19 protein-coding genes and 1 pseudogene are annotated in these 19,242 nt (G+C 66.9%); 7 read left to right on the top strand and 13 right to left on the bottom strand.

Translation table 11 applies throughout. The features are described 5' to 3' along the window. The 5 genes from H7X47_RS03350 to H7X47_RS25695 form a co-directional block, all read right to left on the bottom strand. Window positions 1-747 carry a DUF4336 domain-containing protein gene (locus tag H7X47_RS03350; RefSeq protein ID WP_193367173.1) on the bottom strand — a complete coding sequence of 249 codons (747 nt, stop codon included), beginning with the start codon at window positions 745-747 and terminating at the stop codon, window positions 1-3. Window positions 748-755: 8 nt separating this feature from the next. Next, complete coding sequence (gene phbB, locus H7X47_RS03345) at window positions 756-1,481, bottom strand: acetoacetyl-CoA reductase (protein ID WP_193367172.1); 726 nt, start codon at window positions 1,479-1,481, stop codon at window positions 756-758. Between the two features lie 329 nt (window positions 1,482-1,810). Then, window positions 1,811-2,986 carry an acetyl-CoA C-acetyltransferase gene (locus H7X47_RS03340; RefSeq protein WP_193367171.1) on the bottom strand — a complete coding sequence of 392 codons (1,176 nt, stop codon included), beginning with the start codon at window positions 2,984-2,986 and terminating at the stop codon, window positions 1,811-1,813. 191 nt (window positions 2,987-3,177) lie between these two features. Next, window positions 3,178-4,224: an alpha/beta fold hydrolase gene (locus H7X47_RS03335; RefSeq protein ID WP_319633516.1), complete on the bottom strand. Its 1,047-nt coding sequence runs from the start codon at window positions 4,222-4,224 to the stop codon at window positions 3,178-3,180. A gap of 34 nt (window positions 4,225-4,258) precedes the next feature. Then, window positions 4,259-4,750: a hypothetical protein gene (locus H7X47_RS25695; protein ID WP_227010132.1), complete on the bottom strand. Its 492-nt coding sequence runs from the start codon at window positions 4,748-4,750 to the stop codon at window positions 4,259-4,261. Window positions 4,751-5,183: 433 nt separating this feature from the next. Between H7X47_RS25695 and phaR the strand changes: the two genes are divergently transcribed. After that, window positions 5,184-5,834, top strand: coding sequence for a polyhydroxyalkanoate synthesis repressor PhaR (gene phaR, locus H7X47_RS03330; protein WP_193367169.1), 651 nt, complete (start codon window positions 5,184-5,186; stop codon window positions 5,832-5,834). 42 nt (window positions 5,835-5,876) lie between these two features. Here the strand turns inward: phaR and H7X47_RS03325 are convergent, their stop codons facing one another. Then, window positions 5,877-7,658: a putative bifunctional diguanylate cyclase/phosphodiesterase gene (locus H7X47_RS03325; protein ID WP_193367168.1), complete on the bottom strand. Its 1,782-nt coding sequence runs from the start codon at window positions 7,656-7,658 to the stop codon at window positions 5,877-5,879. Window positions 7,659-7,992: 334 nt separating this feature from the next. Here H7X47_RS03325 and H7X47_RS03320 point away from each other — a divergent pair, with 334 nt between their 5' ends. Next, window positions 7,993-8,499 (top strand): hypothetical protein, encoded by a 507-nt coding sequence (locus H7X47_RS03320; RefSeq protein ID WP_193367167.1) that lies wholly within the window; start codon window positions 7,993-7,995, stop codon window positions 8,497-8,499. Window positions 8,500-8,534: 35 nt separating this feature from the next. On the opposite strand, the gene H7X47_RS03315 is transcribed toward H7X47_RS03320, so the two are convergent. The 3 genes and pseudogenes from H7X47_RS03315 to H7X47_RS03305 form a co-directional block, all read right to left on the bottom strand. Then, a complete protein-coding gene (locus H7X47_RS03315; RefSeq protein WP_193367166.1) occupies window positions 8,535-9,575 on the bottom strand; it encodes a GlxA family transcriptional regulator in 1,041 nt (346 codons plus the stop codon). Window positions 9,576-9,729: 154 nt separating this feature from the next. Then, window positions 9,730-10,509, bottom strand: a complete 780-nt coding sequence (locus tag H7X47_RS03310; RefSeq protein ID WP_193367165.1) for a class I SAM-dependent methyltransferase — start codon at window positions 10,507-10,509, stop codon at window positions 9,730-9,732. Window positions 10,510-10,576: 67 nt separating this feature from the next. After that, window positions 10,577-11,328, bottom strand: a pseudogene (locus H7X47_RS03305) (IS5 family transposase); the annotation flags it as partial. Between the two features lie 568 nt (window positions 11,329-11,896). Here H7X47_RS03305 and H7X47_RS03300 point away from each other — a divergent pair. Next, on the top strand, window positions 11,897-12,973 hold the full coding sequence (locus H7X47_RS03300; RefSeq protein WP_227010131.1) for a cupin domain-containing protein: 1,077 nt from the start codon (window positions 11,897-11,899) through the stop codon (window positions 12,971-12,973). Window positions 12,974-13,261: 288 nt separating this feature from the next. Here H7X47_RS03300 and H7X47_RS03295 read toward each other — a convergent pair whose 3' ends face one another. Beyond that, a complete protein-coding gene (locus H7X47_RS03295) occupies window positions 13,262-14,152 on the bottom strand; it encodes a nitrilase-related carbon-nitrogen hydrolase (RefSeq protein ID WP_227010130.1) in 891 nt (296 codons plus the stop codon). Window positions 14,153-14,789: 637 nt separating this feature from the next. Between H7X47_RS03295 and H7X47_RS03290 the strand changes: the two genes are divergently transcribed. After that, window positions 14,790-15,152, top strand: a complete 363-nt coding sequence (locus tag H7X47_RS03290) for a helix-turn-helix domain-containing protein (protein ID WP_319633515.1) — start codon at window positions 14,790-14,792, stop codon at window positions 15,150-15,152. 220 nt (window positions 15,153-15,372) lie between these two features. After that, on the top strand, window positions 15,373-15,597 hold the full coding sequence (locus H7X47_RS03285) for a hypothetical protein (protein WP_193367163.1): 225 nt from the start codon (window positions 15,373-15,375) through the stop codon (window positions 15,595-15,597). An 8-nt stretch (window positions 15,598-15,605) separates the two neighbouring features. Here H7X47_RS03285 and H7X47_RS03280 read toward each other — a convergent pair whose 3' ends face one another. After that, entirely contained in the window at window positions 15,606-15,821 is a 216-nt protein-coding gene (locus H7X47_RS03280; RefSeq protein ID WP_193367162.1) for a hypothetical protein, read from the bottom strand. Window positions 15,822-15,874: 53 nt separating this feature from the next. Between H7X47_RS03280 and H7X47_RS03275 the strand changes: the two genes are divergently transcribed. Next, window positions 15,875-16,843: a GNAT family N-acetyltransferase gene (locus H7X47_RS03275; RefSeq protein WP_193367161.1), complete on the top strand. Its 969-nt coding sequence runs from the start codon at window positions 15,875-15,877 to the stop codon at window positions 16,841-16,843. On the opposite strand, the gene H7X47_RS03270 is transcribed toward H7X47_RS03275, so the two are convergent. After that, window positions 16,840-17,454, bottom strand: a complete 615-nt coding sequence (locus H7X47_RS03270; protein WP_193367160.1) for a hypothetical protein — start codon at window positions 17,452-17,454, stop codon at window positions 16,840-16,842. The two genes, H7X47_RS03275 and H7X47_RS03270, sit on opposite strands and share 4 nt — an antisense overlap. After that, window positions 17,454-18,800 carry an NAD(P)/FAD-dependent oxidoreductase gene (locus H7X47_RS03265; RefSeq protein ID WP_193367159.1) on the bottom strand — a complete coding sequence of 449 codons (1,347 nt, stop codon included), beginning with the start codon at window positions 18,798-18,800 and terminating at the stop codon, window positions 17,454-17,456. The genes H7X47_RS03270 and H7X47_RS03265 overlap by 1 nt, the downstream gene beginning before the upstream one ends. Window positions 18,801-18,934: 134 nt before the next feature. On the opposite strand from H7X47_RS03265, the gene H7X47_RS03260 reads away from it, so the two are divergent. Then, window positions 18,935-19,225: an HlyU family transcriptional regulator gene (locus tag H7X47_RS03260; RefSeq protein ID WP_193367158.1), complete on the top strand. Its 291-nt coding sequence runs from the start codon at window positions 18,935-18,937 to the stop codon at window positions 19,223-19,225. Window positions 19,226-19,242: the final 17 nt, after the last annotated feature.

Below are 19,242 nucleotides of genomic sequence, written 5' to 3'. Positions count from 1 at the left end.
TCAGTCCAGCAGCCAACGAAACGCGCGGCGCAATTCGCCCGCGCCGTCGCGATCGTAGCAGCGCCCATGCGCCAGGATAATGCGCTGCGGGTCCCAGGCGATCATGGTCTCGACGGCCCGGCGCAACTCCGCCCGCCGCCCCTTGAAGGTCAGCCGCATGTCGCGGGGCATCTGGCCGTCGGGGTCCTGGATGGCGGCCCAGCGCGTCAGCCGGCGCATGACGAAGCCGAGTTTCCGCGGCTCGAAGTTCTCGATCAGGTCGGTCAGGACCAGGCTGCGGCTGGGGCGGTGGAAGAAGACAACCTCGGTCATGTAGCTGCCGGGTATCGGCAAGGTGGCGATCTCGCCGTCCCAGGGATAGCCCTGGGCGGCCTCGAGCTCGCGCGCCGGAAAGTCGATGCGCCCGCCGGCCTGCTCGCGCACGCGCGGGGCCAGGTAGACCTCAGCCTCCGGAAAGGCGGCGTGCCAGTCCGGCACCCACCAGTAGTGGATGCGGTTCGGCGCGACGATCCAGCGCGGTGGGCCCAGCTTCCCGATCTCGGCGCGCAAGGTGTCGGACAGCGCCGTCGGCGAATGGAGGAAGAGCCCGCCGTCCGCCAGGCGGAGCAGCGTCATGCGGGTGGGAAAGCTGAGCTTCAGCCAGCCGAGGCCGAAGCGAATGGCCGGGCCGTCGACGACCCAGACGTTCTCGGCCAGCGGCTTCGGGGTGTTGAGCGGCGGATAGGTGGTCTGCCTATCGCCGCTCATCTCCCGCCTCAGGCCATGTATTGGCCGCCGTTGGCGGTCAGCGTGGCGCCGGTGATGAAGCCCGCGTCCTCGCCGGCCAGGAAGACCACGCAGCGCGCGATCTCCTCCGGCTCGCCCAGGCGGCCGACCGGGATGAGGGGCAGGATCTTGGTGTTCAGCACCTCTTCAGGCACCGCGCGGACCATCTCGGTGCCGATGTAGCCCGGCGCGATGGCGTTGACCGTGATGCCCTTGGCGGCGCTTTCCTGGGCCACCGCCTTGGTGAAGCCGAAGACGCCGGCCTTGGCGGCGGAATAGTTCGCCTGGCCGAACTGGCCCTTCTGGCCGTTGATCGAGGAAATCGAGATGATGCGCCCGTAGTTGCGATCACGCATGCCCTCGATGACGTTACGCGTCATGTTGAACAGCGAGTCGAGATTGGTGGAGATGACCGCGCGCCAATTCTCCGGGGTCATGCGGTGCAGGGTGCCGTCGCGGGTAATGCCGGCGTTGTTGACCAGCACGTCGACGGGGCCCAGGTCCGCCTCGACCTTGGCGATGCCCGCCTTGCAGGCATCGAAATCGCCGACATCCCACTTGAAGACGTGGATGCCGGTCTCTTCCTTGAACTTGTTCGCCGCCTCGTCGTTGCCGCCGTAGGTGGCGGCGACCGTGAAGCCGGCCTCTTTCAATCCCCTGGAAATCGCCTCGCCGATCCCTCGGGTTCCCCCTGTCACCAGAGCCACGCGCGCCATATTCTAGCCTCCCCGTTTGACTGTTCGTAGCCGTCTAGAACGACGGTCTGGTTGCCATACCTAATCAAATCACGGAACAACCACACCGCCAACTGCTGCACCGCTGCCCAAGTGCAAAAAACCAACATTTTGCTCACCGCTACCGCCAATGCGCCCTTCGGGGCCGCGGCCGCTTCCGGCAAACAGCAAAACGGCCCGCCCCTCTTGAAGGCGGGCCGCTCTGCGCGTCATAAATACCGCAACACGGCAAGGCCGCCCAGCGTCACGTCGTCGCGGGTGACGGTTTCTTCACCCGTCCCCAGTCGCGCTCCCGCTTAATCACGCTCCCCTTAATCACGCTCGACGCACATGGCGATGCCCATGCCGCCGCCGATGCACAGCGTGGCCAGGCCCTTCTTGGCGTCGCGCTTGGCCATCTCGTGCAGCAGGGTGACCAGCACCCGCGCGCCCGAAGCGCCGATGGGGTGACCGAGGGCGATGGCGCCGCCGTTCACGTTCACCTTCTCCGGATCCCAGCCCATGTCCTTGTTCACCGCCAGGGCCTGGGCCGCGAAGGCCTCGTTGGCCTCCACCAGGTCGAGGTCGTCGACGGACCAGCCGGCCTTTTCCAGGGCGCGGCGGCTGGAAGGGATGGGGCCGGTGCCCATGATCGCCGGATCGACGCCGCAGGTCGCCCAGGAGACGATGCGGGCCAGCGGGGCAACGCCGCGCGCGGCGGCATCCTCGCCCGACATCAGCACCACCGCGGCGGCGCCGTCGTTGATGCCGCTGGCGTTGCCGGCGGTCACCGAGCCTTCCTTGTCGAAGGCCGGACGCAGGCCGGCCAGGGACTCGGCGGTCACGCCATGGCGCGGATACTCGTCGCTCTCCACCACCACGTCGCCCTTGCGGGTCTTGATGGTGACGGGAACGATCTCCTCGGTGAAGCGCCCGGCCTTCTGCGCGGCCTCGGCCTTGTTCTGCGAAGCGGCGGCGAAGGCGTCCTGCTCCTCGCGGGTGATCTGCCACTGCTTGGCGACGTTCTCGGCGGTGTTGCCCATGTGATAGCCGTTGAAGGCATCCCAGAGGCCGTCCTTGATCATGGAGTCGACCATCTTCAGGTCGCCCATCTTCTGGCCATTGCGCAGATGGGCCACGTGGGGCGCCTGGCTCATGCTCTCCTGGCCGCCGCAGACGACGACCTTGGAATCGCCGGTCAGAAGCGCCTGGGAGCCGATGGCCACCGCGCGCAGGCCGGAGCCGCAGAGCTGGTTGATCTGGTAGGCGGTCTTCTCGTAGGGGATGCCGGCCTCGACGGCGGCCTGGCGGGCCGGGTTCTGACCGGCGCCGGCGGTGAGGATCTGGCCCAGAATCGCCTCGTCGACCTCCGCCGCCTCGACCTTGGCGCGTTTCATCGCCTCTTTGATGGCGACGGCGCCGAGGTAGGAGGCCGCAACGGAGGACAGGCCCCCGCTGAAAGCGCCAACGGGGGTACGGGCAGCACCTGCGATTACGACATCGGTCATCTTCGGATATCTCCCTTGTGGCGGACAGGAACCGCCGCATCTGGACGCGGCGGGCCGCATTAGCACAGACGAACGCCCGGTGGCGGCCCTGCGCGCTGATTTATCGATCTCAGCCCCGATATAAGAACAGACGACCCGCCGGTGCAAGCCGCGCCTGGGGACTCTACGATGACAATGATTTCATCGGCGGTTTAGCCGGCCCGCGCGGCCCGCGCCTTGATCCAGGTCAGCAGCGGCTGCCACACCGCCTTCTCCGCCCGCGCGCCGACCACCATGCCGATGTGGCCCGCTTCCGGGCACAGACACTCGGCGCCCGGAATGGCCTCGGCCAGCGCCATGGCGGAGGCAGGCGGCACGATGCGGTCCTGGGCGGGAACGACGCAGAGCGTCGGCAAGCTGAGCCGGCCGGGGTCGACCACGGACCCGGCGAGCCGCCAGCGGCCGGCGGCGGTCGCGTTCTCGCCGTACCACTGACCCAGGCACTCGCGCGCCACCGGCGCGGCCAGCGGCACGCCGTCGTTCAGCCAATCCTCCAGCGCAACGAAGTCGCGCGCCTTGGGGCTGTCGGGGTCGAGACGCCCGAAGGCGAGAAATTTTCGCACGACCAGATGCGGATCCAGGCTGGCGAAGAGGGCCTGCAGCAAATCGACCGGCATCTCCCCCGAGAGCTCCAGCAGCGGCGCCGCCAGCGGCAGGGTGGCGGCGGCCATGCGGCTGTGCGGCGCGTTCTCGGCATGGAAGTCCCAGGGCGTCGCCAGCAGGACCAGACCGGCGAGATCGTGCTGGCGGCGCAGCGCCAGTCCCAATGCCAGCAGGCCGCCCATGCAGTAGCCCATGACCAGCGGCGCCCGGCCCTTCTCCTCGGCGCGCAGGGCGTCGAGCGCGCGCTCCAGACGCCCGGCGATGTAGTCGGTCAGGGTGAAGCCGCGCTCCTCGGCGCCGGGACGCCCCCAATCCATCAGCAGCGGCCGCAGCCCCTGGCGGGCCAGCCAGCGCAGGAACGAGCGCTCGGCGGTGAGGTCCAGCACGTAGGCCCGGTTGATCAGCGAGGGCACCACCAGGACGCTGGGACCGCCTGCCTCGGCGGCCGCCCCTTCCAGCTCCGGCAGGGCGCCGTAGTCGAGCAGGCGGCAGGAGCCCTCCTGCCACAGCACCGGCGGGTCCGGCAGGTCACGGTGATAGGGATGGTGGCGGTAGGCCTCCAGCCCGGCGGCCAGCGCCGCCATGCGGCCGGTCACCTCGCGCTCCACCGCCGCCGCGAAAGCGGCGGGCTCAGTCCCGTTTAGACTTTGCCTTAGCGCCTCCGCGCGCGCGCCCAGATCCCCCTTCCAGGCTACGGATCCGTTGCTCCAGAGCGGCAAGGCGCTCCTCGAGGACGCCCAGGTCAGCCCCGCCGCCATGAGGTGCAGCGGCAGCGGCCTCGGCCCCAGCCTCGGCGCCCCCCGGCCCGGCGGCCTGCCCACTTCCGTTCTGCTTTCCGCCTGTTGGCTTGTCATCTGTCTCTTGTCCCTGCGGATTCGTCATCCCCATTTGGGTGCCGGGCTGGGCGGCGCTCATCAGCGTCGACATGGCGGCGGGCCAGGCCGACCACATGGCCGGCAGGCCGCTGGCGGCCACCCCCATGGCGGCCATGACCTTTTGCAAGGATTCCGCGAACTCCGGGTCGGCGGCCAGAGCGGTCATCTGGTCCTGCCAGAGGTCGACGTAGCGCCGCGCCAGTTCTTCCAGCTCCTCGGGTGGTTCCGCCTGCTTGTCCTTGGCCATGCGCCCTTCCCGGCCGCCCGCTTCCCGGCTGCCTTGTTCCCGTTTTCGGGGCGGAGTATAGCGGCCCGCGCCGCGCCCTGGCCAGCGGGCGGCGCGGGCGGCGGGCGAAAATGGTCCAGAAATCGGCCCAAAACGCGCCCCTTGGCGCGCTGAGAGACTAGACGTTGACAGTGTGTGACGCGGCGCAGCAATATCCCCTTAGCACATGCGGTAATCAATTCCGGCATTTCCGGGCCTCTGGCGGGCCGGCAAGGCGACGATCTCAGCCCCCTTCTGCCGGGAGCGGGAAGAACCGATCAGGGAAGTGCCTCCCGGAGAATGCCGGAGGCCGGTACCGCAAGGGAACACGCATTCGCAGAGCTCGCTGCAGGGCGCCGCGCCGGATAACCGGAAGGCGGAACGAAAATGCGAACGACGGGAAAGGCATTGGAACTTGGCTGGCACCGAAAAGAACGGCAAGAAGCAGGGTGACGGCAGCGGGCCGATCACCATCAAGAAATACGCGAACCGCCGCCTCTACAACACAGCGACCAGCAGCTACGTGACGCTGGACCACCTCTGTCAGATGGTCCAGGACAACGTCGACTTCGTCGTCTACGACGCCAAGTCCGGCGACGACATCACGCGCTCGGTGCTGACGCAGATCATCGTCGAAGAGGAATCGAAGGGGCAGAACCTGCTGCCCATCAACTTCCTGCGGCAGTTGATCTCCTTCTACGGCGATTCCATGCAATGGATGGTGCCGCAGTACCTGGAGCACATGATGGGCGCCTTCTCCCAGAACCAGGACCGCATGCGCCAGTCGATGCAGGAAACCTTCGGCGGCATGTTCCCCTTCAGCAACCTGGAGGAAATGAGCAAGCAGAACATGGCGCTCTTCGAAAGCGCGATGCGCATGTTCTCGCCCTTCGGCGGCGCCGAGGGCAAGGGGGACGAAGGCCCGGCGGGCGAAGGCAGCGCCGCGCCCCAGGCCGGCGGCGAGACGCCCGCGGGCGGCCAGGCCAAGGAATCCCTCGACGCCCTGAAGGCGCAGATCGACCTGCTGCAGAAGCAGATCGACACCCTCAACAAAGACAAGCCCTGATCGGCGGAAGATAGTCCGGCCGACGGCCGGTCCGGCGGCGGCTCAGTCGCCCCCGGCGGCGCCCAAGGTCGCGGCGGCCAGCAGCGCGGCCGGCTGCTGGGCGTCGCGCAGGTGGCCATCGATTTCCGGACGCCCGAAGTAGTAGCCCTGCAGCAGGTCGATGCCGGCCTTGGAGAGATAGTCGGCGTCCTCGCGCGTTTCCACGCACTCGGCGACGGTGGAGACGCCCAGCGCCTGCGCCAGCGCCATCAGGTTGTGAATGAAGATCTGGTTTTCCGTGTCCGTCGTGATGTCGCGCACGAAAGAGCCGTCGATCTTCACCACGTCGACCGTCAGGGCCTTCAGATGGTGGAAGGTCGTGAAGCCCGAGCCGAAGTCGTCGAGCGCCACCTTGCAGCCCAGCGCGCGCAGCGCCGAGACGAAACGCGAGGTCTCGTCGATGTCCTGCAGGGCCGCGGTCTCCGTGATTTCCACGATCAGCCGCTTGGCGATGTCGCGGCGCTCCTTCAGCCGCGCCACCAGGCCGCGGAACCAGGAGCGCTCGGTGGCGGTGAGGCCGGAGATGTTGATCGCCAGGGAGACCTGGGGATTGCGCTCCAGCTCGAGAATCGCCAGGTCGCGCACGCGGTTGTCGATGGAGCGCATGAGGCCGAGCTGTTCGATGGCCGGCACGAACTGCGCCGCCGGCACCAGCTTGCCGTCGCGGTCGTACATGCGCACCAGGCACTCGTAGTAGGTCACCCTGTGCGAGCCCGCGTCGACCACCGGCTGATGGGCCAGGACGATGCGGTTTTCCTTCAGCGCCAGCTGCACTTCCTCGCCGATGTCCATGCTGGCGCGGTAGCCCTGGCGCTGCTCCTCGGAGAGGGCGAAGAAGCGCAGGCAGTCGCGGCCCGCGGACTTGGCCTGTTGCATGGCGCTTTCGGCCTTGGTCATGGCGTCGACGGCAGTCTTGGACTGGGCCGGAATGACCACCGCGCCGATGGAGACCGTCACATGCACCTGGTCGGCGCCGACGGTGATGGGATTGTCACGCATCGACTGCAGCACGCGCTCGGCGGCGATCTGCGCGTGGTCCTCGGAGCAGGCGCTGAGGATCGCGCCGAAGAAGTCGCCGCCGGGGCGGCCGATAACGTCGGCGGCGCGCAGGTAATTGTCGAGGCGGCGGCCCAGCTCGACCAGCACCGCGTTGCCGGTCTCGTAGCCGTAGCCCGTGTTGATGCGGTCCAGGTGATCGACGCCGATCACCATGTAGACACCGGACTGGCCGAAGCGCATCGACTGCGCCAGGGCGTGCTCCAGCGCCTCGCGCAGGCGCACCTTGTTGAAGTGGCCGGTCAGGTCGTCGAAGTTCGCCAGGTATTCCAGGCGCTCTTCCTGCTGCTTGCGCAGGGTCACCAGACGGATGACGCCGGACATGCGCGCCGGCGTGCCGGCCGGGGAGTATTCCACGGCGCCGCGGTCGTGCAGCCACTGAAATTCGCCCTGCCGGGTGCGCAGGCGGAACTCGCAGTCGTAGTCGCAGGTGCCGGCGAAGTGGTCGGAAAGGGCGCGGCGGCGGCGCGGCACGTCTTCGGGACTGACGCGCGCCTGCATCTCCTCGCCGCTGCGCGGCATGGCCTTACCCTCGCTATCGAAGAGAGAGGTGGTGTCGCCGCGGAAGATAATCTCGTCGGTCGCCAAGTCCCATTCATAGACCACGTCGCCGGAGGCGCGGATTGCCGTCTCCAGGCGCGCCAGCGTCTGCAGGCAATCGTCCCTCGTCCTGGCTTTACCGCCGGGGGCTTTGTCGACGAGCGCTTTGTCGACGGTGGACTTGGTCACGGCTCCGCTCTCCTACCTGAAGTCGAACCCCTGAGGATGAACCCGGGGTTCCAGCCGACCGGGGCATCTCTCGATGCCCGAACCTAAACGAATGTGACAGGCGGCCCTTAATGAAGGATGAAATACTGCCGGAGGAACCTTGCCATCCGAACAACATCCATGGTGTATAGTTTGTAAAAGAGAGCAATCACTATAAAGTCACAGAAAATATGGTGAATTTATTTAGTTAATTTTTAAACCATAATAGATTCAATGCTTGATAAATTTTTCACAGCATGCATCTATTGTAGAGGCTAGAAATAGAACTCCGTGGAGCCCCTGGGAAACCCCTGGTATGACCACCGTTCCAAGGCTACAGCTTCTCCCGCCCCCCGGCGCTTCGCCGGGCGCGACGGCTGTCGCCCTGCCGGACCAGGGCGAACAGCGGGTGCAGCCGGTGCTGGCGGCCAAGGCGATCCGGCAGGGCCGGCCGGAGTTCCAGCAATCCACCATCGACGAGCGCCAGGCGCGCGAGCAGCTCGGCAACGCGCGCGCGGACAATCAGCGCCGGGCGGACAACCGCAGGACCGGCGAAGATCGTCGCCAGACGGGGACCGCCCCGGCGCGCAGCGAGACGGCCAGCGGGCGCCTCATCAACTTCTCGCGCCTCAGTTCCATGCCCTTCATGGTGCAGGTGCTGGGCCAGCAGGCCGCGGCAGGCCGACCCCAGGCCGCCATGCCGCAGACCAGCCTCAGCGGGCACCGTGACGCCGCGCTGCTGGGCAGCGACATCTACCGCAAGGCCGGCGGCGAGCCGGAGATCCTGCCCGACGACGCCACCTTCGTGCGTCTGGCCGTCTAGACTCCGGCCACCCTTCCAGTTCCTGAAAAGAAGAGTCAGCCGCCCTTGGGCAGGCGCGCGCTTTCGGGCTGCAGCGGACCCGGCTGGGGTGCGCGCTTCTCGGCCTGCTGGCGTTCTTCGCGCGGCATCTTGTGGAAGAACTCGCGGTAGCACTTGGAGAAGTGCGAGGCCGAGACGAAGCCGCAGGCCAGCGCCACGTTGAGGACCGACATGGCCGTCTGGGTCAGCAGCGCGCGGGCGCGATGCAGGCGCAGCTCCAGGTAATAGCGGGTCGGCGTGCGCCCCAGGTAGCGGCGGAACAGCCGCTCCAGCTGGCGCGTGGAGAGCCCGGCCCGGCGCGCCAGCTCGGCCCGCGCCAGGGGCTCCTCCAGATGCTCCTCCATCAGGGAGACGACCTGCAGCAGCTTGGGATGGCTGATGCCGAGACGTCCCTGCAGGCTCATGCGCTGATGGTCGTGGGTGTCGCGGATGCGCTCGTGAATGAACTGCTCGGCCACCTGCGCCGCCAGGTCGCGGCCGTGGGTCTCGGCGATGAGGCTGAGGACCATGTCCATGGAGGCGGTGCCGCCCGAGCAGGTCAGCCGCGCGCCGTCGACTTCAAAAAGTTCGCCGGTGGCCTCCAGATCCGGAAAGTCCTCGCGGAAGGCGTCCAGGTTCTCCCAGTGCACGGTGCAGCGGAAGCCGTCCAGCAGCCCGGCCCAGGCCAGCAGGTAGCTGCCCGTCGACAGTGCCCCCAGGCGGCAGCCGCTGCGCGCCAGGCGGCGCAGGGCGGCGATGACGCTGGGCTCGCGCAGGCGCTGCACCTCCAGGCCGGCCACGACGATGAGGAAGTCGGGCCGCCCGACGTCGTCCAGGCCGCCGTCGGGCAGCAGGTGCATGCGGCTGGAGGAATTGATCGGCCGGCCGTCGGCGGTGAGGATGCGCCAGTCGTAAAGCGCTTCGCCCGACAGCCGGTTGGCCGCGCGCAACGGCTCCACCGCGGAGCTGAAGGCCAGCATGGAGAACTGCGGCAGCAGCAGGAAGGCGAAGCTCTGGCGCGCCTCGCCGCTGTGCCTGGCCCCTGCCCCCGGGTTCATCCCGGCGGCCTTTCCTCCATTCGACCCGCTGTTCACGCGCCCGAAACCCTCACTTCATCGGCCCTTCGGGGCGACAGCATACCCGGATGCCGCCGCAGGACAATGACCTCTCTGGCCACCCGCCGCGGGCGGCGGCGCAGAGCGGGCGCGGCTGTCATCGGCACCGCCGGCAGTCGAAGAGGAAGTTGTCGTTGAGGCGGTGGAAGCGCCGCCGCTGCGGCGTCAGCAGGCGCTTCACGCGCACCGGCGTCACCTCGAAGCCGACCGCCGCCAGACGCGCCGGGAAGTCGGCGCCGTAGTTGCGGTAGTGGTAGGGGTGGCCGAAGCGGGCCAGGCGCTCGGCCGGGGAGGTCACCTGGCCGCCCTCCTCGGTCACCGGCAGGTCCGCATCGTAGGGCACCATGATCACGGCGCGCCCGCCGGGACGCAGCACCCGCGCCAGCTCGCGCAGCGCCGGGCGGTCGTCGGGCAGATGCTCCAGGACGTGGCTGCTGAGCAGCAGGTCGAAGTGGCCGTCGTCGAAGGGCAGGTCGCAGAGATCGGCCTGCACGTCGGCCGCCGGATCGAAGAGGTCCAGGCTTTGGTAGCGCAGGTTGGGCAGGGCGCGCAGACGCGGCTCCAGGCAGGGCTCCGGCGCCGTGTGCAGCACCCGCGCCACCTGGCGCAGCAGCCGCGTATGGCGTGTCAGGTAGAGCCAGAGAAAACGGTGGCGCTCCAGCGAACCGCAGGTCGGACAGAGGGCGTTGCGCCGGCCGCCGAGCCCGAAAGGCAGGAAGGCGGCCGCGCTGTGCCCGCAGACCGGGCAGTGCAGCAGCCCCTGCGCCAGGGGCCGCGACGCGCGGCGGCGGTGCAGGTCCTCGCGGCGATAGACCTCGGCCGCGGAGAGCCCCCCGGCGGCGATGGCCTTCACCTCTTTGTCAAGACGCAGCAGCATTCCGGCAAGCTACCACAAGCATCGCGGAAGAAGCAGATGGGGATGCTACGCTCAGGACTCGTTGATTGATCCAGAAGATGACGGTTGCGGCAATGCAGATGGCCGACATAAATGTATGTGCACAGCGGTCGTATCTGGTCGCGATGCGCCGCCAATCTTTCAACTTTGCGAACATGTTTTCGATTTTGTGACGCTGCTTGTACAGCGTCTTGGAGTAGGTACTTGGTGCGGTACGGTTTGATCGCGGCGGGATACAGGCTTTGATCTTGCGGGCCTTCAGTGCATCGCGGAACTCGTTGCTGTCATAGCCCTTATCGCCAATCAGGACTTTGGCATTCGGCATTGCCGGATAGATCAGTTTGGCTCCAACACGATCCGATAACTGGCCTTCGCTCAAGCAGAAGACAATCGGTCTTCCTTTGTCATCACACAGCGCATGAAGCTTGGAGTTCAAGCCGCCTTTGGTTCGGCCAATACGGCGGGGAACAGCCCCTTTTTTGCCAAACTGCAAGCAGTCCGGTGAGCTTTCAGGTGCGTGGCGTCAATCATGACTGTGTCGGGCTCTGTCCTGCCAGATACCAGCCCACTGAATATTCGATCAAGGATGCCCATTCGCGACCAACGGACGAAGCGATTGTAGAGGGTCTTGTGCGATCCATAAACTTCAGGCGCGTCCCGCCATCTCAGGCCGTTGCGGATGACGTGGATAATCACGCTGATGACAAGGCGGTCATCGACACGCGGCCTGCCGTGGGATCGTGGGAAGTAGGGTCGGATACGCTCCAGTTGAGATTCGGTAAGCCAGTAGTGATCAGACATAGGCAATTCCTCCTGGCCATTTGAATCAAGGGTTGCGCAGGAGAGGAACCCCAAAAGCAGACTTTCGCAATGTGTCGCATTTAGAGCAGGTTGCGAGCGGACAATTCGGAAAAATGACCCCAAGCTGCCATTCGTGAATTACCGCGCCCTTGGGAACCCAAAGCCCCCCGTGGGGTGGGGGTGGGTTGCGGGGACAGGCGTTCTATCGACGTTTACTGGCTATGATTGCCTTGGCCGCTGCATGGAGCAACGCAAGCGGTAAAGTCGGTGCGCTTGCCGTGATACTTATCTGCGTGTCATCGTCCAGACCAATCTGATTGCGTAACGCGGCATAAGGCAGGATCCCATCCGGTCCGTGCCCGATGTGCCAATGCCAGTCGGGCAGGATTTCGGCAATGAGAGCGAGACAGGCATCGACCGAGGATGAGTAATCGGGAATTACGTTCAACTCGAGACCTGGCCAAACATTGCGCGGATATTCTCGGAGCTCGATGCTCTGCCCGCTTTTGCCGACGCCGCGCCGCCGCGCCAACCCGATGCCACCTGAAACCTCAGTAGGGACAGAGCAATGGACAACACAATGCAACCCGAGGACACGCCAGAATTGCGCGCCCTTTACAAGGGGTTTGAGGAAAGTCATCTGAACCCACTCTGGACACAGACCGGCGATCTGATGCCTGTGCACCCAAAGCCTAGAGCCGTGCCGCATGTCTGGAAATGGTCGGATTTGCTACCGCTGGCTGAGCGGTCGGGTGATCTGGTGCCCGTTGGTCGTGGCGGCGAACGCCGGGCCATTGGCCTGGCCAATCCCGGTCTGGGTGGACGCGCTTATATAACCCCGACGCTGTGGTGTGCGATCCAGTATCTCTGCCCGGGCGAGAACGCGCCAGAACATCGCCATTCGCAGAACGCGTTCCGCTTTGTCGTCGAGGGCGAGGGCGTCTGGACCGTGGTTAACGGCGATCCGGTACGCATGTCGCGGGGAGACCTATTGCTGACGCCGGGCTGGAAGTTCCACGGCCACCACAATGTCGCAACCGAGCCGATGGCTTGGATCGACGGGCTCGATATCCCATTCAGCCAACAAATGGACGTGGGATTTTTTGAGTTCGGCGCGGACCGGGTGACTGACAATGCTACGCCGAACTACAGCCAGGGCGAGCGGCTGTGGTGCCACCCCGGCCTGCGTCCGCTATCGCAGTTGCAGGATACGGTGTCGTCGCCGATCGGCGCATATCGCTGGGAGTTCACCGACAACGCCCTGACCCAGCAGCTTTTGCTGGAGGACGAGGGCAATCCCGCCACGATCCAGCAGGGTCATGCGGCAATTCGTTACGTCAACGTGACCAATGGCGGCGATGTTATGCCGACGATTCGTTGTGAGTTCCATCGTCTGCGGGCAGGTGTCGAGACATCTGCGCGTCAGGAGGTCGGGTCGAGCGTGTTCCAGGTATTCCAAGGTTCGGGCGCCGTGGTACTGAACGGCGAAACGAATAGATTGGAGAAGGGCGATCTGTTCGTTGTACCAAGCTGGGTCTCCTGGTCGCTTCAGGCTGAGACGCAGTTCGATCTATTCCGGTTCTCAGATGCACCTATCATGGAGCGGCTGGGCTTCATGCGCGACATCGTCGAGGGTAGAGAGTAGTGCCGCTGACTGAGACCGACCTGACCGCCCGCGAGGCATTGCGAGCGAGCCAGGAGTCAGGAGCGCGATACGGAAGCAGGCATTCGGCTCAGCTAACGCGGCCGGCCGCTGCTGGCACAAAGTTCCGGTAGGTCGGATGTCGCGAACTAGACATTATTATCGATTGCCAATGTCCGCATTTGGGCCAACCGCCATCTTTAGCAACCACAAATGCGGCATTCCCCATGCGTATTCGAGATCGGGAAATTAATGGGTCCTGACCCTAGACGGGGATGCTAGACGGGGATGCTAGACGGGGCGGCTTTCCGGCGGCACGCCGACCTGCCAGGTGAGGCGGCCCAGTTCGCGGTAGATGAGGTCCAGGTTGGAGTCGCGCAGCGTCGGCAGGTGATAGCGCGCCGCCAGCACCGCCTGGAAATCCAGCTCGGCGTGGATCAGTGTCTCCTTGTCGCCGGCCTCGGCCAGGTTCTTGCCGAAGGGGTCGAGGATGCGGCTGCCGCCCCAGAAGGTGGCGCCGTTCTGCACACCGGTGAAGTTAGCCATGGCCAGCGGCATGCCATAGACCATGGCGTAGAAATCCAGCACCCGCTGCCAACCGAGCGGATTGTCGAACTCGCCGCCCACCACGTCGAGGGCCGAGGCCACGGGCAGCATCAGCAGGGTCGCGCCCTGCACCGCCGCCAGGTGCACCAGCGCGGGGTTCCAGCAGTCGGCGCAGATCAGGGTGCCGGCCCGCCAGCGCGGCCCGAGATTGAAGGTCTCCAGAAAGCGCCCTCCGGCGAAGTGCTTGCCCTCCTCCAGCTTGCCGAAGGTGGCGAGGTTCAGCTTGCGGTGCAGGAAGCTGACGTTGCCCTGGTGCAGCACCGCCAGGGAGTTGTGGATCTGGGCGGCCACGCCTTCCTCGATGAAGCCGAAGACCGTCCACATGTCGCCGCTGGCCGCGGCGAGGCGCTGGATGAACTCGTGGTCGCGGGCGATGGCCAGTTCCAGGCTCTGCTCGCCGACGCAGTAGCCGGTGAGCGAGAGTTCCGGGAACAGCAGCGCCTCGGCCCCGACGGCGCGGGCGGCGTCGATCACGTCGAGGTGCTTCTGCAGGTTCGCCTCGATGTCGCCGTGGCCGGCCTCGATCTGCGCGACGGCGAGCCGCAGCTTGCGGTCTGCCTGAATGGTCTTGTCCAAAACGCGTTCCTTCTTGTCCCTGGACCCGTGCCCGCGGTCCCGCCCGGCCCGCAATACGGAACCGGGGCGGATCGACCCGAGCCAGTCGAGCGGGCCGGGCGGGCGCTGTCCCGCGCGCAGGCGACCTCGGCTGTCGCAGGGAACCAAAAAACACAGTGCGGATGGGGAGTTGGCCTCTAATTTGCCCCTGGTACCGACCCGGAGCGCCGCCCTCTAATAAACGCAATGCGGCAACAGGCGGCATGGCCGCGCCGCGCGGCGGAAGGCCGCCCCGAGCGGACCTCCGTTTGATTAGCTGTGGAAAGCATGCCGCCGTGGGTTGATGCAACGGCCTAGCGCCATACGTTTAAGTAGCGGCCCCTCATTTCACCAAGGCGGACAACGTGCCGCCGAACACCCCCCAAAGGGGGACTATCTATTTGTTTTTAAATTATAGTATCGCGAGTTCAGGAGATGCGTCGGTGATCCGGGGCCGGCCAAGGCCCGGGACCTCACCACAACGCTCTCACGATCCTGGCGAAAATCCCTTTGTCTTATTTACTCGATGAAGTGATTATGATATGCATCATAATGATTAGTCTGGTTGATGAAAAAAGGGGTCATACCTCAACTGCAACGGTGGGATCGAGTGGAAACTGTGTCTGCAAACATCCAGAGCGTCGAGAAGTATGTCGGTCAGCGCATTCGTGAGCGCCGTACCATGCTGGGGCTCACCCAGCAGCAGCTCGCGGAGATGATCGGTGTGACCTATCAGCAAGCCCACAAGTACGAGCGCGGCATCAACCGCGTGTCGGCGGGCCGGCTGTTCGAGATCGCCAAGGTCCTGGGCGTTGACATCGGCTTCTTCTACGAAGGGCTGAACAGTGAAGACAGTCGGCTGAACGAGCGCCAGCGCATGTGCCTCGACCTGGCCCGCAACTTCACACGGATCAGCAACGACCGTCATCAGGAGGCGGTGAGCCAGCTCTGTAGAGTCCTGGCCGACGGCGTGCAGCACTGATCCGGCGCTTGCCCGGAAACAGGCGACCGACGCCACAGACTTGAGTGCCGGCCTTCCGGCACCAGGCAAAGGAGAGAGGTCGGCCGCGGCAAACCGGCCTCTCACTCCTCCCCCCTCGTCGGGAGCGCGCGAAGCAGGTAACCTGCGCGGCATACCCAGGGCGGGCGTCGCCGCGAACGAAGCGGGCCGTCTCGACAACCTTGCAGGAAACCTCTCAGACGTGGCTCTTCTTCCCCAACAGCAGCTTGTCCTCGAACTGCTCCGCATGTCCGGCGAGATCGCCGTGCTGGAGTCGGCCGAGGGCACCATCCTGTGGCGCACCCTGCAGGAGTGCCGCCAGGCCCACTGGATCCTTCAGAAGGAAGTGAGCCCGGGGGTCTTCTCGGTTTCCCTCACCACGACCGGGCGCCGCGCCCTGGAGACTTCCGGCCGGCCGGCGAATTAGAAAAGGCGCTAGCCGAAAAGGCAGAAGAGGGCGTAGCAGCGCCCGAAGAGCCCGGAGAAGACGGCGTAGAGCGCCAGGTCGATCGCCAGGCCGAGCAGCAGCACCGGCAGGCAGAAGTAGAGCAGGAAATAGAAGACCGCCCAGCGCGTGAAGCGGCGCCGCGGGATGACGTGGCCCAGCACGGCCCCGCCGTTCTTGTCGTCGTCTCTTCCATCCGCCGTCATGGCTGCGAGACTAGCCGTTGCCGTGATCGCGGAAAACCGGGAAACTGCCGCCCATGCTGGCGGCTTCCCTGGATGATATCGGTGACGACCTGACCTGGCAGCCCGCGGCGCGGGAGGCCTGGGACGAGCTCTACCGCCGGGCCGGCAGGAGCGGCCTGGAGCAGTCCTGGGCCTACGGCGAGGCGGTCGCCGGCCAACACAACTACACCATGGAGCGCCACGTCATCGCCGCCGGCTCGACGCCGCTGGCCCTGGTGCAGGCCTACCGCAAGACCTACTGGCACATCGGCGTGACCCGCATCCTGCGCGGCCCGGTGTGGCTCATCGAGCCGCCAGGGGACCCGCTCGGGGACCCGCGCGGCGCCGCCGTCTGCGCCGCCATCGCCCGGCGCTACCGCGGCCGGCGCCTCGACTTCCTCTCCTGGCTGCCGGAACTGCCCGACGACCCGCGCAGTGAAGCCTTGCTGAACGCCCTGGGCTTCCGCCGCGTCGTCACCGGCTATGCCTCGGCCTGGCTCGACCTGCGCCAAAGCCCGGAGGCCCTGCTGGCCGGCCTGCAGGGCAAGTGGCGCGCGGCCCTGCACAAGGCCGAGCGCGAGGGCCTTGCCATCTCCCTCGACGGCAAGGCGCGACAGAAGCAGGCGGCGCTGCTGCTCTACGACACCTTCCGCCGTAAGAAGCGCTTCGTCGGTCCGCCCGGCGATTTCATCGCCGCCATCGACGCCGCCGACGGCAAGGCCCTGCTTTCCCTCTCCGCCCGCCAGGGCGACAAGCTGGTGGCCGGCGTCATCCTGCTGCGCCACGGCGCCAGCGCCACCTACATGGCCTCCTGGACCAGCGGCGTCGGGCGCGCCGGCCAGGCCCATAACCTGCTGCTGTGGCACGGCATCGAAGAACTGCGGAAAAGCGGCATCCAGTGGCTCGACCTCGGCGGCCTCAACACCGAAAGCCAGCGCGGCCTCGCCCGCTTCAAGCTCGGCCTGGGCGGCGAGGTCTTCACGCTGACGGGCAGCTACCTCTAAGCGCAGGACGGATCGAGGTCCGCCCGCGCGGCGTCGTGGAAGCGCAGCAGGATGCGCCGCGGCATAGAGCGCCTGAGGTTGCGGCGCACCTTGCGCTCGATGACCAGCGGGTCGAGCTCGGCCTCGGGATCGCGCGAGAAGACGGCGGTGGTGGAGAAGTCGAGAAACTTGGCGTGCAGGATCGTGGTGGGGAAACGCCAGGTGACTTCGTAGTCGAGCGGCTGCCCGCCGGTCTTGGCCTGGGCGCAATCCTCAGCCGGCGGGCCGTAGCGTGACGTCAGGGCGTCGATGACCTGCTCGAAGGCCGCCGGCACCGCCCCCGTGCGGCGGCGCTCCAGCAGCACCTGCTGCAGGCGCTCCGTCCGGTCATTCATCTGCAGATAGGCGGTGAAGGTCAGGCCGCCGATCTCGACCTCTTCCACCGCCAGCTCGGCATAGGCACCGCCGTAGACCCAGCGCCCGGGCAGCTCGGTCACCCGCGACCCGAGCGCCGCGCGCAGTTCGTCGGCGGTCATGCCCCATCGCGTGGCGCCCCAGCCCGGCACATCTTCGAGCGCAAGTGCCGGCGCCGCCCAGCAGAAAAGGCCGAGCAGGAGCGCCGCCGCGCGCATCAGGTCAGCGCGTCCTGCGCGCCGTAGACCGCGTAGGCACCGGTCAGGTAGGCCTTGCGCAGGAAGGGCAGCGGAAAACGCGGCAGCGGCGCGCGCAGCACCGCCGGCAGGGCCTCGGCGCCCTGCGCCCCGGCCACCTGGGCGGCGACGGCGCGCCCGGCCCAGGCGGTGAAGGAGACGCCGTTGCCGTGGTAGGCCAGCGCGGCATAGAGCCCCTCGCCTTCCAGCTTGCCGACGAAAGGCACCAGCGGCTTGGTCAGGCAGACCAGGCCGCGCCAGAAGTATTCCGTCTCCACGTGGCGCCAGGCCGGATAGTGATGCTCGAAGGTGCGGCGCAGGCGGGCCTGCGAGCGCGCCGCCGCCGCCGGCGAGCCGGAGATGCCGCCGCGCCCGCCCCAGAGGAAGCGGCCGTCGGGCAGCAGGCGGAAGTAATGCAGCAGGCGGCGGCTGTCGGCGCACATCACCATGGAGGTCCAGCCCTGGGCCTTCTGCTCGGCCGCGCTCAGCGGCCTCGTGACGATGATGCTGGAGAGCGCCGGCATGAGGCGGCCGGCCAGCGGCCTCATGCTGTCGTCTTCGGTGTAGCCGTTGGTGGCGAGGATCACCTTGCGCGCCCTCAACCGTCCGCGCGGCGTCACGAGAAGAAAGTCCGCGCCCTCGCGCTGCAGGGCCGTGACCGGGGAGTGGCCATAGACTGTTACCCCGGCGTCGAGGGCGGCGCGGGCCAGGCCGCGCAGGTATTTCAGCGGATGCAGGCCGACGCCCAGCGGCAGCTCCAGCCCGCCGTGGAAGCCGGCGCCGGCGAGACCGCGCGCGGCCAGGGCATCGTTGTCGAGCACCGGGCAGTCGAGCCCTACCAGTTCGCGCAGTTCCTCGCGTTCGGCCTGCAGCACCGCGCCGCCGCGGCTCGCCTTGTGCGCCAGCAGGATCTCGCCGCCGCCGGTGATGTCGGCGTCGATGCCACGCTCGGCGCAGGTCTGCTGCACCAGGTCGATGGACTCCATCTGGGCGGCGAAGAAGCGCCGCGTCTCCGCCAGACCGTAGCGCCGGGCCATGACGCCGTAGCCGAGCTTCGCCCCGCCCAGGCAGCAGAAACCGCCGTTGCGCCCGGAGGCGCCCCAGCCCGGCGTGCCGGCCTCCAGCACCGCGACCCCGGCCCCGTGCTGCTCGGCCAGGGTCAGGGCGGCGGTCAGCCCGGTGTAGCCGGCGCCGATGACCGCGACCTCGCAGGTGGCCGTGTCGTGCAGCGGCGGCGTTTCGCGGCCCAGCGGCGGGGCCGAGGCCTCCCAATAGCTGCCGACGGGGGGATCACGGTCATAGAGGGCGGGATGGTACAGGCTGCTCAAGAAAACGGCTCCGACGGGGGCCCCGGGCGGGGTCATGGAACGGGCCGTCAGCATAGATCACAGGAGGCGGTAGGAAGAAGGGCTTGCGCGCGCTAACCTGTCATGCACAACAAGCAGCCGGGAGGAACGGGAACATGGGCCTCTTCAGCAAGTTTTTCGGCGGTGGCGGCGGCAGCGCCGACGGCGATGCCCGGGAAGGCAACGAGGTCGACTACCAGGGGTTCAAGATTACCCCGGCCGCCCAACCGCAGAACGGTCAGTGGCTGACCGCCGGCGTGATCCGCAAGGAGGTCGGCGGCGAGGTCAAGGAGCACCGCTTCCTGCGCGCCGACACCCACGCCTCGGCGGAAGCCGCCAACGACTTCGCCGTCATCAAGGCGCGCCAGATCATCGACGAGCAGGGCGAGCGGATCTTCCGCGACTGACTGCAGGAGAGGACGCA

The organism is Pelagibius marinus, assembly GCF_014925385.1.
GTDB classification, from domain to species: Bacteria; Pseudomonadota; Alphaproteobacteria; order Kiloniellales; family Kiloniellaceae; genus Pelagibius; species Pelagibius marinus.
Note: the sequence above shows the minus strand (reverse complement) of the source record. Positions and strands in the feature narration are given on the sequence as shown.